Annotated in this window: 10 protein-coding genes; 5 read left to right on the top strand and 5 right to left on the bottom strand. The window is 67.5% G+C overall.

All coding sequences use genetic code 11. The annotated features are described in order from the left end of the window. The first annotated feature begins 207 nt into the window (after nt 1-207). Complete coding sequence (locus ACOEQ2_RS16245) at nt 208-1,452, top strand: lactonase family protein (protein WP_419728984.1); 1,245 nt, start codon at nt 208-210, stop codon at nt 1,450-1,452. A 260-nt stretch (nt 1,453-1,712) separates the two neighbouring features. Here the strand turns inward: ACOEQ2_RS16245 and ACOEQ2_RS16250 are convergent, their stop codons facing one another. The 4 genes from ACOEQ2_RS16250 to ACOEQ2_RS16265 all read right to left on the bottom strand — a co-directional run bounded on the left by ACOEQ2_RS16250 (nt 1,713) and on the right by ACOEQ2_RS16265 (nt 5,879). Then, a complete protein-coding gene (locus tag ACOEQ2_RS16250) occupies nt 1,713-3,107 on the bottom strand; it encodes a dihydrolipoyl dehydrogenase family protein (RefSeq protein ID WP_419728985.1) in 1,395 nt (464 codons plus the stop codon). Nucleotides 3,108-3,440: 333 nt separating this feature from the next. Continuing rightward, nucleotides 3,441-4,874 (bottom strand): MFS transporter, encoded by a 1,434-nt coding sequence (locus tag ACOEQ2_RS16255; protein WP_419728986.1) that lies wholly within the window; start codon nt 4,872-4,874, stop codon nt 3,441-3,443. After that, nucleotides 4,871-5,353 (bottom strand): class I SAM-dependent methyltransferase, encoded by a 483-nt coding sequence (locus tag ACOEQ2_RS16260; protein ID WP_419728987.1) that lies wholly within the window; start codon nt 5,351-5,353, stop codon nt 4,871-4,873. Before ACOEQ2_RS16260 ends, ACOEQ2_RS16255 begins: the two co-directional genes overlap by 4 nt. A gap of 298 nt (nt 5,354-5,651) precedes the next feature. Further along, nucleotides 5,652-5,879 (bottom strand): hypothetical protein, encoded by a 228-nt coding sequence (locus tag ACOEQ2_RS16265; RefSeq protein ID WP_419728988.1) that lies wholly within the window; start codon nt 5,877-5,879, stop codon nt 5,652-5,654. A gap of 308 nt (nt 5,880-6,187) precedes the next feature. On the opposite strand from ACOEQ2_RS16265, the gene ACOEQ2_RS16270 reads away from it, so the two are divergent. From ACOEQ2_RS16270 to ACOEQ2_RS16285, 4 genes are all read left to right on the top strand, one after another. Beyond that, nucleotides 6,188-6,952 carry an ImuA family protein gene (locus tag ACOEQ2_RS16270; protein WP_419728989.1) on the top strand — a complete coding sequence of 255 codons (765 nt, stop codon included), beginning with the start codon at nt 6,188-6,190 and terminating at the stop codon, nt 6,950-6,952. Beyond that, on the top strand, nt 6,870-8,390 hold the full coding sequence (locus tag ACOEQ2_RS16275) for a DUF6504 family protein (RefSeq protein WP_419728990.1): 1,521 nt from the start codon (nt 6,870-6,872) through the stop codon (nt 8,388-8,390). Before ACOEQ2_RS16270 ends, ACOEQ2_RS16275 begins: the two co-directional genes overlap by 83 nt. 16 nt (nt 8,391-8,406) lie before the next feature. Next, nucleotides 8,407-8,646 carry a hypothetical protein gene (locus tag ACOEQ2_RS16280; protein ID WP_419728991.1) on the top strand — a complete coding sequence of 80 codons (240 nt, stop codon included), beginning with the start codon at nt 8,407-8,409 and terminating at the stop codon, nt 8,644-8,646. Nucleotides 8,647-8,834: 188 nt separating this feature from the next. Then, the gene (locus tag ACOEQ2_RS16285) at nt 8,835-12,122 is read left to right on the top strand and encodes an error-prone DNA polymerase (protein WP_419728992.1); all 3,288 of its coding nucleotides are present in this window, start codon (nt 8,835-8,837) and stop codon (nt 12,120-12,122) included. Nucleotides 12,123-12,208: 86 nt separating this feature from the next. Here the strand turns inward: ACOEQ2_RS16285 and ACOEQ2_RS16290 are convergent, their stop codons facing one another. Beyond that, nucleotides 12,209-13,300 (bottom strand): alpha/beta fold hydrolase, encoded by a 1,092-nt coding sequence (locus tag ACOEQ2_RS16290; protein WP_419728993.1) that lies wholly within the window; start codon nt 13,298-13,300, stop codon nt 12,209-12,211. Between the last annotated feature and the right edge of the window lie 193 nt (nt 13,301-13,493).

Raw genomic sequence — 13,493 nt, forward strand, 5'->3', positions numbered from 1 at the left:
GCGCTGCTCAGCGTCCTCGCCGAACCGACCACTTGCACGCGCGCATCAGGCCGGGAGGAGGGCGAGGTCGACGTGATGCGGGTTCGGTCGTTCAAATCCTCTTTCGTCCGGTCCGGCAGCTTTGCTGGCATGGGCCCGGGATCGTGTGCCGTGTAACCGACGTCCCGAGTGCGACGAATGGTCATTCGTTGCACCTGGGAGACTACGATGACGAACCAGTACACGCGGCGCCTTCGGCTGACGGCCGCGACCGCGCTCACCTGCCTGCTGCCGACCTTGGCATTGGCGCAGTCCAGCACACCGAATGCCGCATCCGCGCCGGCAGCGCAGCCGCACGTCCTGTATGTCGAGAGCAACCTGACGGCGGCGGGACGGAACTCCATCCTCGCCTACGACATTGCCCCCGACGGCAGCCTGCATCCGAAGGCGGGATCGCCCTACCTGACCGGAGGCACGGGGTTCTTCGACACTACCTATGCCCTCGGACCGTTCGACAACGACCAGAACATCATTCTCAGCCCTGACAAGCGCGTGCTCTACGCCATCAACGGCGGCTCGAACACGATCGCGGTCATGCACGTGAAGGCGGATGGCAGCCTGGTTCCGTTCTCGCAGTCACCCGTCGCCGCGCACGGGGCGACGCCGGTTTCGCTCGGGCTGCACGACAACACGCTGGTGACAGCCGACTACGCCATCAACCCGGCGGCGCCCGACAGCGACATCGCTCCGCGCCTGAACGTGTTCGATGTTGCGCCAAATGGGTCGCTCGATTACCTGCCGTACACGGAAACCTATCTCCATCCCGGCGCCGATCCGAGCCAGGTGCTGACCACCAACACCGGGCCGTTCGTGTTCACCTCCGGGTTTCCGAGCGGCAGCGTGATCGACTCCTACGCGCAAATTCCAGGCGGCTACCTGTTCAAGACAGGAACCGTGACGCCTCCGGTCGAGAACGGATCGAAAGCGCTGGTGCTTGGGTTGTGGGCCAATCCGCATGCGCCGTACGTGTATGCCGGCCTGGTCACCAACAATCTGCTCGCGACCTATCGCTATGACGAGTTCGGCCAGTTGAAGCTGGTCGGAACCTCCACCGATTCCGGCCAGGGCCTCTGCTGGCTGCGCACCAGCCACGACGGTCACTATTTGTATGCGTCCAACACCGGTGATCAGTCGATCTCGGTGTTCGACTTGTCCAACCCTGGACGACCGGTCGAAATCCAGCACGTCGTCGCCGGTGGTGTGGGCGGCTTCAACCAGTTCTCGCTCGATCCGGACGAGAACTTCCTCTACGTGCTGCAGGAGGAGAACAGCGCCGCCTCGGCAAACAAGAGCAACAAGGTGTACGCCTACAAGGTCGACCATGCGACAGGCAGGCTCACCTTCCTGAGCAACCTGACGATCTCGCTGCCGGTCCCGTCGCAGACCCGCACCATCGGCCTCGCGATCCGCTAGAGGTGCTCATGCACGTCTCATCAGGCACCACCTGCCGCTGGTCCGCCGATCCGGGCTCCATGCCCGCGAGGAGGTAGAGCGCGAACACGGCGCAGCGGTGTGATCCTGGAGGCGCCGCAAGCGTCCCGGCCGCCACCATCGAGGTGGTAGCCGGGCTTCGTCGGCGCCGCCCGATCCCGAAGGTCGAGGCGCCGGCGCGACCTTCTCGCGAACGGCGGCACTCCCGGGCGATTACGGTCGTGGGCATTCCGCATCGTCGCTCAATGCGCGTCATGAGCAGCCGGCGACACTACCGCGAAGAGCATGTTGAGGCCCTCTGCGATCGTCGGGTGAGCCAGGATCGCGTCGCGGAGCACGGTGTAGGGCACGAGGCCGAGCATCGCGGTCTGCACGGTCGTCATCACCTCGCCGGCCCGCTCGCCCAGCATCGCGAAGCCGAGGATCAGGTCGGTGTCGGCGGCGACCAGACACTTCATGAAGCCCTTCCGGCTCGACATCGTCCGTGCGCGCGGGACGAGGTCCATCGACAGCCTGGCCAGGCGGTATGGGATGCCGCCACGTTGCGCCTCCTGCTCGTTGATGCCGACGCGGGCAAATTCCGGCTCGATGAACAGGCAGGACGGGATCAATCGCCCGGTCGTCGTGCGCTCCCCGCCCGCGATGACGCTCCTGGCCACGCGATAATCATCGAGTGAGGCATGCGTGAACATCGGCGTGCCGGCTGCCTCGCCGAGCGCCCAGATGTCCGCAGCACTGGTCGCCAGCCGCTCGTCGACCGTGATGAAGCCGCGGTCGTCGCGTGCCACGCCGGCGATTTCCAGCCCGATCCCCGATGTCATCGGCACCCGCCCGGTCGCGACGAGAAGGTGGGAGCCCTCGATCACCCGGCCGTCGCCGATCGTCACCGCGACGCCTCGCCCGGACACGCCCGCAACGCTCCGGGCACGTGCGTTGCCGACGACCTCGATGCCGTCCGCCGCGAACAGCCCGGCGATCGCGGCTGCCACGTCGTCGTCCTCGCGCGGCGCCATGCGTGGTCCGGCATCGAGCATCACGACCTCGCTGCCGAGTGCCCGGAAGGCGTGTCCGAGTTCCATGCCGATATAGCCGGCGCCCATCACGACCAGGCGTGTCGGCAATTCATTCAGCTGCAGCGCCTCGACATGGGTCAGCGGAAGCGCTTCGGCCATCCCGGGAAGATCGGGGATGGCGGCCCGCGTGCCGAGGTTGAGATAGATCCGCTCTCCGGTCAGCCGGCGCGTGCCGCCTGGCTGGGCGACCTCGATGACGCGCGGCTCGACGAAGCGTCCCCAGCCCAGGACCAGCTCGAAGCCGCTGGCATCGAATGCCTTCCGGTTCAGCGCGACCATCCCGCCGACGATCCCGGCGGTCCGGGCTGCGACCTGCGCCATATCCAGTCGCGACCCGTCGACGAGGGTGCCGAACTCGTCGGACCGATCGACGAGTGTCGCGATCTCGGCGCTGCGGATCAGCGCCTTGGACGGGATGCAGGCGATGTTGATGCAGGATCCACCGATCATCCCGACCTCGACCACCGCGACCCGTCGCCCGGCACGGGTCTGGTCCATCGCCAGTGTCTTGCCGGCCTTGCCGCCGCCAAGGATGAGAATGTCGACGTGTTCCGTTGCTGCCATGGAATGCTCCTCTCCGGACAGGACGCCTCCCGGATCGCCCCGGAGGCAACTGCGCTCGCCATTCAGCTCCCGGCAGTGCGCTTCGGCGAAGGCTCGCGCCGCAGACATCATGCATCTGGCACTATGCTGTGCGGCGGTTTTCTTGCGTGGTCGCATCGGCTGAGCCGGATGAAGCAGACAGGGCCGACAGCGGCGGCGTCGCTGTCGAGCCGGGGCGCGATTTGAAATCAGCCCTGCGGCGCTCGGCACTGTTTCGGCCGGGAACCGGGTTCCGGCCGCTGCGGCCGCCAGGAACAGCGGCGGATCACGAGGCCAGGCCGATGGCAGATCCGGTCAATGGGCCTGGGTCCCGGGTGAGGCGCGCCGGATCATGCAGAACGCAGCCAGCGCCCCGGCAAGGCACGATCCGGCGGCGCACAGGGTGGCGACATGGAAGGCGCCGACCAGGGCGCTGCCGGTTGCCGCCAGAACCGGGCCGATCAGCGCAGTGGCGACCAGGCCGCCTGTCCGGGCGACCGCGCTGTTCAGCCCGGAGGCAGAGCCGGTGTAGTCGGCGCCGACCGAGCCCAGCACCGCGCTGGTCAGCGGCGCCACGGCACCGGCGAGGCCGATCGACACCGTCAGCAGCGCCGGGAGCACATCCGTCCAGTAGCTCACCGGCGGTGAGATCCGCAGCATCATGACGAAGCCGGCCGCGACGATGGCAGGCCCGATCGTCAGCGGCAGGCGCGGCCCGACCCGGCCGGCCATGCTCCCCGCCAGCGGCGAGAGCACCGCGAGCAGCAGCGGCAACGGCAGCAGGGCCGCTCCGGCCATGGCGGCCGAATACCCGCCCGCCTGGATCAGCACGAACGGCAGCAGTACGAACAGGCCGCCGAGCGCCCCGTACACGAGCAGTGTCAGCAGCGTCAGGCCGGTGAAGCTCGTGGAGCCGAACATCGCGAGCGGCATCATCGCCGCGTCGCCGCGTCGTCGCTCCACCACCAGGAACAGCAGCAGCGCTATGACACCCACTCCCGCTCCGCCAGCCACGGACGCCGACCAGCCGAGGCGCCCCGACCCCTCGGTCAGGGCCCAGCTGACCAGGCCCAGCCCGGCGGTGGCGAACAGGGCGCCCGACAGGTCGAGCTTCCGTACGGTGCTGGCCGGGGTCGCCGGAATCGCCCGCCTGGCAAGGACCAGCGCGGCGCCGGCCAGTGGCAGGTTGATCAGGAACACCGCGCGCCAGCCCACGGTATCGACTAGGACGCCACCCAGCATCGGCCCGACGGCACCGGCGATCGCGCCGGTGGCGGCCCAGATCCCGATCGCCCGGCCGCGCGCCTCGCCGGAAAAGGTGTCGCCCAGCACTGCCAGGCTGGTCGGCATCAGCATGGCGGCACCGCAGCCCTGCAGGATGCGGGCTGCCACCAGCGTCGGCAGGCCGGGCGCCAGCGCGCATGCCAGCGAGGCAAGGCCGAACAGCAGGATGCCCGCGAGCAGCAACGGGCGGCGGCCCCAGCGGTCGGCCGCCGCACCGCCGAGCAGCAGGAGGGCCGACAAGGGCAGCAGGTAGCCGTTGACGATCCATTGCAGGCCGCTCGCCGGCGCGTCCAGGGCGTGGCCGATCGCCGGCAGTGCGACATTGACCACCGAGCCGTCCACGAAGGCGAGGCTGGAGGCCAGGATGCAGGTTGCCAGCACCAGGCGAGGGTAGGGCGCCTGGACCGGCTCTGCGCGCGCATGAACGGCAGTGCGGTCGCATTGCGATTGCGCGAGCGAGGTCACGCGTGCGGCAGCAGTGCTTGCTGCAGGCCGATACGCCCTTCGACACGGTTCCGCCCGAGCTTGCCGTCGGCACCGCTCCTGCTGGCGCGCGCCCGCTGCTGCCGGACCCAGGCGACGCCGTTTTTCGTGCGGTTGGTCCACTCCTGCACGCGGAAGCCCTGCTGCTCCAGAAGCTGGCGCATGTTGTCGGGGCTCAGCAGGAAGCCGGTGTCCTGGCTGGTCGACCACGAGACCGGGAAATGCGGCGCTTCGCCCGAGCCGGCCACGACGTCATAGACGACGAAGCAGCCACCCGGCTGCAGCACGCGGCGGATCTTCGCGTGGCGGGCCGGCCGGTCGGCGATGGTCATGGCGACGTGCTGCGACCAGGCGACATCGAAACCGGCATCGGCGAACGGCACGGCCAGTGCGTTCGCAGCACGGTAGCGCACCGTATCGGCCAGGCCGGTCAGCCCCGACAGCACCGTGGCCGCCTCCACGCAGCTCGAGAGAAATCGATACCCGTGACAGTGCACCCGAAACTTGCCGCCAGATAGCGGGATGAACCGCCCAGGCCGCTGGTGTGGAACTGGTCCAGCGGCGCCGGCTCCGATGCAGACAGGCGACGGCCCCCAAGGCCTTTTTCTACAAGGGCGGCAAAGAGTCGGCCGGACAACCCGGTGCTATCGTAATGACTCGTATTCGAGGTTGGCGCCATCAGCCAGACTTTCAAATCGGCAGTCCGTTTCAGGTCGAAACCACATGCACCGCTGAGCGAAACGAGCCTTCAAGCTTCGGTCAGGCGAGACCGGCCGCGCCGGCCATCATCGTCCTTCGGCGTGCCCACGGCCGCAACAGCGTCCCGGGAACCACCACCTCTACCTGCCCGGTTGGGACATCGTAAACGAGTCCATCGAGAGCGAGATCACGTTGCAGGTTTCCCACCGGCACGTCCTGGTCCGCGCCCTCTGCCGTCTGCACTTGGTCAATGTCGAGGTGGAACAAGCCGATCGGATAGCCGGGCATTCCTGCTTGCCTGGTTTGTCACCCTGGACCCCGGGCAGGCGGAAATCGCGTGACGCTGCAGACAGCTGCAATGACGAGCGGGATGTAAGGCACTTCAATCCCTTAGCCGCCCAGATCGCTGCCGTTTCAGATCCGGCGACGCGCTCGACTGGCCCATCCTGCGGCCTGACTCGGAGAACGGAGGCTATCTCCTTGGAGTCGCACGACCTCCCAGAAAAGTGGCGCTCGGCACCGTAAAAGACGCTTCCGTCATGATCCATGTTCACTATACGTTCCGCTCTCGGGACCGGAAGAGAGGGAGGAACATCGTGACGGCAATCGCACTTTCCGCCCTGCGTGCGCAGATCTCGGCGCTGGAACGAGGCGGCGCCAAACACCCTGCAGGGGCTGCCGTGCTGCCGTTCGGGATCGAGGCGGTGGATCGCCACCTGCCCGGTGGTGGCCTGGCCCTTGGTGCCGTGCATGAGGTGTCTGCCGCCGGCCCGGAGGTGGAGCAGGGTGCCTGCGCGGCGCTGTTTGCAGCCGGGCTGCTGGCGCGTCGGCCAGGTCCGGTGCTCTGGATCCTGGGCCGGCAGGACCTGTTCAGCGCCGGACTGGCCGGTGCCGGGCTGGATCCCGCGCGCCTGGTTCTGGTGCGGGCGCGACAGCAGGCGCTGCTGGCGATGGAGGAGGGGCTCCGGCATCCCGATCTCGCCGGTGTGGTTTGCGAGATCGAGGGCCGTCTCGACCTGGTCGCATCGCGTCGCCTGCAACTCGCCGCGGAAGCCTCCGACGTGCTGGGCCTGGTGCTGCGCCGCAGCCGCAAGTTCAACGACCCTGCGCTCACCGCGCCCTCTGCCGCATCCAGCCGCTGGCGGATCAGCGGCCTGCCGTCGCCGCCTCCGCTGGCGCATGCCCCGGACCTGGCCGGGCTTGGCCGACCGCTCTGGCGCCTCGAGCTGCTGCGCTGTCGCGGCGCAGACTCTGCAACCTGGATCGTGGAGGCCAGCGATGCGTCGGGTCATCTCGCTTTGGCTTCCGTTCTGGCCGACCGAACGGCTGCGCCGGCACCACTCCGCCGCGCTGCCGGCTGATGCCCCGCTGGTCACGCGCGGCCATGACGGACGTCGGATGACGATCGCCGCCGCCTGTCCGGCCGCGCGCCAGCTGGGACTGCAGGCCGGGATGCCGCTCGCGCATGCGCAGGCCATGGTTCCGGATCTGACGATCGTCGATGCCACGCCGGCCGACGATGCGGAGGCGCTGGAGCGGCTCGCCGCCTGGTGCCTGCGGCTATCACCGATGACCGCGGCGGACCCGCCGGACGGTGTCTGGATCGACGCGACCGGCTGCACCCATCTGCACGGCGGCGAGCAGCCGATGCTGCGGATGCTGTCGGAGCATCTGGCCCGGTCCGGCCTCACCGGACGGATCGCGATCGCCGATACCCCGGGTGCCGCGCATGCGGTTGCACGCTACGGCGATCACCCGGTGACGCTGATTGCACCGGACGGGCAGGCGGCTGCCATCGCACCGCTCCCGATCGCCGCCCTGCGCCTCGACGCCGACACCGCAGCCGGCCTGTGCCGCCTCGGACTGGAGACCGTCGGCCAGCTTGTCGGCGCGTCCCGAGCGCCGCTGGCCAGGCGGTTCGGCAACGGGCTGATGATCCGCCTCGACCAGGCGACTGGCCGGGTGCGGGAGCCGATCCAGCCCGTGCTGCCACCCGAAACGATCGCGATCCGCCGCACCTTCGTCGAGCCGCTTTCGACCGCCGAAGCCTTCGTGACGGTGATCCTGGTGCTGGTCAGGCAAGCCTGCACGCTCATGGAGCAGCGCGGCGAGGGTGCCCGCCGGCTCGACCTGGTGTTCGAGCGCGTCGATGCGACGGTGCAGGTGATCCGGATCGGCACTGCGCGACCGGTGCGCGATGTCCGGCATCTGGCGCGACTGCTGGACGAGCGGGTCGAGGAGGTCGATCCCGGTCCCGGGGTCGAGGCCATGCGCCTGGTGCTGCCGCTGGTCGAGCCGCTTGCCTACACGCAGCGGAGCGGCGGCCTAGCTCCGGGCGACAAGGACGAGGCCGATCTGTCGGAGCTGATCGACCGGCTGGTGAACCGTCTTGGACCCGACAAGGTGCATCGGCTGCAGGCGGTCGAGAGCGATGTGCCGGAGCGGTCGCAGCACCTTGTCTCGGTGTATGCGCCGGCCGCCGCGAGCACGCCCGTCTCCCCCTGGCCGCGACCGGTCAGGTTGTTGCCGCGTCCCGAGCCGGTCGAGGCCCTGGCGATGATGCCGGACCACCCGCCCCGGGCCTTCACCTGGCGCAAGATCCGGCATCGCATCCGGCGTGCGGACGGGCCCGAGCGGATCACCGGCGAGTGGTGGCACCGGTCCTCCGAAATCTCGGCGGTGCGTGACTACTGGACGGTCGAGAACGACGAGGGCCGGCGCTTCTGGCTGTTCCGCCAGGGTGACGGCGTCGATCCGGCGACCGGCGGTCTCTCCTGGTTCCTGCACGGCTTTTTCTGATTGCGATGTTCCTGCCATGACCGACGACGACAAACGCACCCTCCGCCCGGCAAGTGCCGAGGAGATCGAGCAGAGCCTGTCCTTTGCGCTGCGCTATGATGGCCGCAAGCGGGTCCGCCACGCCGACGACGCCATGGCACGGATCACTGCCGAACGGCTGGTGGCACATCTCGAACGTTCCGGCTACGTGCTGATGAAGCGACCGGACGCCAGAGCGCCGTCGATCAGCGACAACCGGTACTCGAACAACGACTGATCAAGTACGATTGCCCTTGTAGAGTCCATGAATTCAGGTCCCCTCGTGAAACTCGGGAATGATGCCGTCATGCGGCTGCGGCGGACCCGAACGCTGGTGTTCATCCTCTTGGACAAGAGGTCCAGGTTTCTTTCGCCATCTGAAGGCATCTTCAATCATTCGCAATTGTCCAGACTCGTTGCGCGCCAATGCTGAAAGTTGATAGCTACGTCGAGCTGCAGGTGACGTCGAACTACTCCTTTCTGCGCGGCGCCAGCCACGTCGAGGAGCTGTTCCTTGCCGCCAAGGCGCTCGGCCTGTCCTCGATCGCGATCACCGACCACAACACGCTGGCCGGCATCGCCCGGGCGCACGCCCGCGCCGAGGAGGTCGGCATCCGGCTCATCGTCGGCTGCCGTATCGATCTCCGCGACGGGCTGCCGCTGCTGGTCTATCCGACCGATCGCGCCGCCTACGCCCGGCTCTGTCGTCTGCTGACGCTGGGCAAGGGGCGGACCGGCAAGGGCGGTTGCGACCTGTGCTGGCAGGACCTGGTCACATTGGGCGAGGGGCTGCTGCTGATCCTGCTGCCCGACGCGCCGGACGCCCGTCTCGAGACCGAGCTCCGCCGGATGCGCACGAGCTTCCCCGAAAGCTGCCACCTCGCCTTGACCGTGCGCCGGCGCCCAGGTGACGCCATCCGGCTCCGGCAACTGCACGATCTGGCGCAGGCGACGCGCGTGCCGACGGTGGTGATCGGCGATGTGCTGTTTCACCATCCTGCCCGTCGCATCCTGCAGGATGTCGTCACCTGCATCCGCGAGAAGCGCACGATCGACACCCTCGGCTTCAAGCGCGAGCGGTTCGCCGATCGGCACCTCAAGACGCCCGACGAGATGGCACGGCTGTTCGCAGCCTACCCGGAGGCGCTGCAGCGGAGCGTCGAGATCGCCGATCGTTGCCGTTTCAGCCTGTCGGAGCTGCGCTACCAGTATCCCGACGAGGCCGACGTTCCGGGCGAGACGCCGCAGCAGGCGCTCGAGCGCGCGGTGCGTGACAGCATCACCCTGCGCTACCCGGACGGCCTGCCGGCGGACGTGGCCAAGCAGCTGAGACACGAGCTCGATCTGATCGGCTCGCTCGACTACGCCTCCTATTTCCTGACCGTGAACAGCATCGTCCGCTACGCACGGTCGCAGGACATCCTGTGCCAGGGCCGCGGGTCTGCCGCCAACTCGGCGGTCTGCTACGTGCTCGGCGTCACCTCGATCGATCCGGTCCGCTCCGGCCTGCTGTTCGAGCGGTTCATCTCGGCCGAGCGGCGCGAGCCACCCGACATCGACGTCGATTTCGAGAGCGAGCGCCGCGAGGAGGTGATCCAGTGGGTCTATGACCGCTATGGCCGCGACCGGGCTGCGTTGTGCTGCACCGTCATGCGCTTCCACGCCCGCGGCGCCATTCGCGACGTCGGCAAGGCGATGGGGCTGCCGGAGGATCTGACCGGCGCGCTGGCGACCCAGGTCTCGGCCTGGGCGAACGACGGTGTCAGCGAGGAGCACGCGGAAGAGCTCAACCTCAACCTGTCGGACCGGCGCCTGCGCCTGACGCTGGAGCTCGCCCGGCAGCTGATCGGCTTTCCGCGGCAGCTCGGCACGCATCCGGGTGGCTTCGTGCTGACCCAGGACCGGCTGGACGATCTGGTGCCGATCGAGCCGGCGGCGATGACCGATCGTCAGGTCATCGAGTGGGACAAGGACGATATCGACGCGCTCAAGTTCATGAAGGTCGACGTGCTCGGGCTGGGCATGCTCGGCTGCATGCGCCGGTCGTTCGAGCTGCTCGCGTCCGAGAAGCGTATCCCGATGGATATCGCCGGCATCCCGCCCGAGGATCCGGCGACCTACGCGATGATCCGCAAGGCCGACACGCTCGGGACGTTCCAGATCGAGAGCCGGGCGCAGATGTCGATGCTGCCGCGGCTCAAGCCGACCACCTTCTACGACCTGGTGGTGCAGGTCGCGATCGTCCGGCCGGGACCGATCCAGGGCGACATGGTGCACCCGTATCTCCGCCGGCGGGACGGCACCGAGCCGGTCCATTATCCCAAGCCCGAACTCGAGGCGGTGCTCGGCAAGACGCTCGGCGTGCCGCTGTTCCAGGAGCAGGCGATGCAGGTCGCCATCCAGTGCGCGGGCTTCACGCCGGGCGAGGCGGACCAGCTGCGCCGCTCGATGGCGACCTTCAAGTTCACCGGCGGCGTCTCGCACTTCAAGACCAAGCTGATCGAGGGAATGGTCGACAAGGGCTACGAGCGGGAGTTCGCCGAGCGCACGTTCAGCCAGCTGGAAGGCTTCGGCTCCTACGGTTTCCCGGAGAGCCATGCTGCGTCTTTCGCGTTGATCGCCTACGCCTCGTCCTGGATGAAGTGCCACCACCCGGACGTGTTCTGTGCCGCTCTGCTCAACAGCCAGCCGATGGGGTTCTACGCGCCGGCGCAGGTGGTGCGGGACGCACGCGAGCATGGCGTGGAGATCCGGCCGGTCTGCGTCAATGCCAGCCGCTGGGACTGCACGCTGGAGCCCGCATCCGGCCGGCGAGGGCGGACTGGGTTCGCCGTCAGGCTGGGCCTGCGGATGACCAAGGGGCTGTCCAACGAGCATGGCGCGCGGCTGGTCTCGCAGCGGGGCAGCACGCCGTATGGCAGCGTCGAGGAGTTGTGGCGTCGCGCGGACGTGCCGGCAGTGGCGCTCGAGCGGCTGGCCGAGGCGGACGCCTACCAGGCAATTGGTCTCGATCGCCGGCAGGCGCTCTGGCAGGTGAAGGGGCTGGCCGACCAGGCGTTGCCGCTGTTTGCCGCCGCCGATCTGGGTCGGCGACCGCGGCCCGAGCTGGTCGAGCCGCCGGTCGTGCTGATCCCGATGAAGGACGGCCGCGAGGTGGTGGAGGATTATCGCAGCGTCGGGCTGAGCCTGCGCTCCCACCCGGTCTCCTTCCTCCGCGACGGCCTCCGGACGCGGGGGATGATCACCTGCGCGGCACTCAGGACCATCCGCGACGGGCGGCGGGTCATCGTGCCGGGGATCGTGCTGGTGCGACAGAAGCCGGGCTCCGCCAAGGGCGTGATGTTCATCACCATCGAGGACGAGACCGGGGTGGCAAACCTGATCCTGTGGCCGGACCGGTTCGAGAAGCAGCGCCGCCTGGTGCTGTCGGCCGGCATGATCGCGTGCCATGGCAAGCTGCAGCGTGAGGGGGATGTGACCCACGTGGTCACGGATCGGCTGGAGGACCTGACGCCGCTGCTGCGCTCGGTCGGCAACCAGGACACGCCGTTCCCTCTGCAGCATGGTCGCGGCGATGCGGTGACGCACCCAGGTGCTGCGGATCCACGCGACGGACCCGGAGCAGGACCGGGCGGGCGCCCCGTCCGGGACATCTACGTGCCGGACCTGCACATCAGGTCAGGCATCAAGGTGCCGACGCGAGATTTCCGCTAAGGCTATTTCAGACGTAACAGAGCAAGACCAACCCTCCCGAAAGCTGCCGTCCGAGGCCTGGTGGTCTGCGCGGCAATCCCTCGCAATCATCGAGCAATCCGGGCGTGAGGATCAGCAACCGCTTTCAGGACCTGCCTGACCGCTTCGACAACCGCCTGTGGCTGGTCGACTTCGATATTATGGTGCGTTCCAGGAACGATCCTGTTGATGCCTCGCCGCGACAACTGCGCAGTCTGATCATGGGTCGTGTTCCAGGCCAGGTCGTCGGCTGCGTCCTCGGGGTCCTTGGCGTCGTAGATACTGTGCGTCAGCACGATCAGTGGCCGGTTGCCGAACGGGTGCCCCGAGAACAACCTTGCGTAGATCGGATCAGGTCGCTGGTCACCATAGACGCTGTTCGCCAACTCCGATGCCTGCGTGACCTGATACCGGCGTTCGACCTGGATCTTCAGGCGCGCTGCCGCAATGTCCGGGCCGAGCAGCGGGCGTACCGGGTCGGTGCAATTCTTGTACTCGTCCGATGCCGGGTCGAGATCCTTGGTGGTCGTAGCCTCGGCGCACGTGTCATATTGGGCAACGGTCATTTGCAGATACGATAAATCATCCAGGGCGACCCGCGCCGCGAACGCTTCACCATATTTCGCCCTGAGACGTGACGCCGTGCGCTCGATGTTACGGTCCTCGGCGGGATCGACCAGAACCAGACCTGCGACGTCCTCGGGATAAAGTGCAGCATAGAGCTTCATGTTGAAGCCACCCAGCGAATGACCGACGAGCACGACCGGCGTCGGGATCCTTGCAGCCCGGATCAGCGCGTGTAAATTCTCGTCGTTCGCGATCGGTGATCTTGCTGCCGTACCGGATGCGTCACTGAAACCCATGCCGGCGCGGTCGTATGAACAGGCACGCGTCAGTTTGGCGACGCCAGGCTGCACAAGCGCCCAGATGCTCGACCAGTCGCTGAGGCCCGAGTCGAATATGACGGTCGGCGCACCCGTGCCCATACAGAACAGATTGATCCTCTTGCCCTTGCCGATATCAACAAGGTCATGCGGGCGTGCGTATTGCCGACCGACGTCGGACGACAGGGCAGGCGCCGTGGCGTGTGCGCCCGGTGTTGCTGAAAAAGCAACGACCCACAGCAGAACGCATCCTGTTAAGATTATCGAGTTCTGCATGATAAATGCTTGCTCTGTGCTAACAGTTGAGAACAAACCGTATTCGTAACAGAAAGGTTTCTGGTCCCCTAATCGATCACTCCCAACCCAGCCGGGCCGTTTTCAATACGATCCCGTATAGAAAGTCATGGTACACCTGCGGCAAGTGGCTTGTAGGACAGTACCAGGCTTGTCGGCCCGGCAGGTCACTTCC

Origin of the sequence: Lichenicola sp. (assembly GCF_965198575.1) — a bacterium.
Taxonomy (GTDB): Bacteria; Pseudomonadota; Alphaproteobacteria; order Acetobacterales; family Acetobacteraceae; genus Lichenicola.

What these genes read in the sequence shown, in the direction of transcription:
- ACOEQ2_RS16245 (WP_419728984.1), top strand. Translation starts at nt 208, where the DNA reads ATGACGAACCAGTACACGCGGCGCCTTCGGCTGACGGCCGCGACCGCG.
- ACOEQ2_RS16250 (WP_419728985.1), bottom strand. Translation starts at nt 3,107, where the DNA reads ATGGCAGCAACGGAACACGTCGACATTCTCATCCTTGGCGGCGGCAAG.
- ACOEQ2_RS16265 (WP_419728988.1), bottom strand. Translation starts at nt 5,879, where the DNA reads ATGCCCGGCTATCCGATCGGCTTGTTCCACCTCGACATTGACCAAGTG.
- ACOEQ2_RS16275 (WP_419728990.1), top strand. Translation starts at nt 6,870, where the DNA reads ATGCGTCGGGTCATCTCGCTTTGGCTTCCGTTCTGGCCGACCGAACGG.
- ACOEQ2_RS16280 (WP_419728991.1), top strand. Translation starts at nt 8,407, where the DNA reads ATGACCGACGACGACAAACGCACCCTCCGCCCGGCAAGTGCCGAGGAG.
- ACOEQ2_RS16285 (WP_419728992.1), top strand. Translation starts at nt 8,835, where the DNA reads ATGCTGAAAGTTGATAGCTACGTCGAGCTGCAGGTGACGTCGAACTAC.
- ACOEQ2_RS16290 (WP_419728993.1), bottom strand. Translation starts at nt 13,300, where the DNA reads ATGCAGAACTCGATAATCTTAACAGGATGCGTTCTGCTGTGGGTCGTT.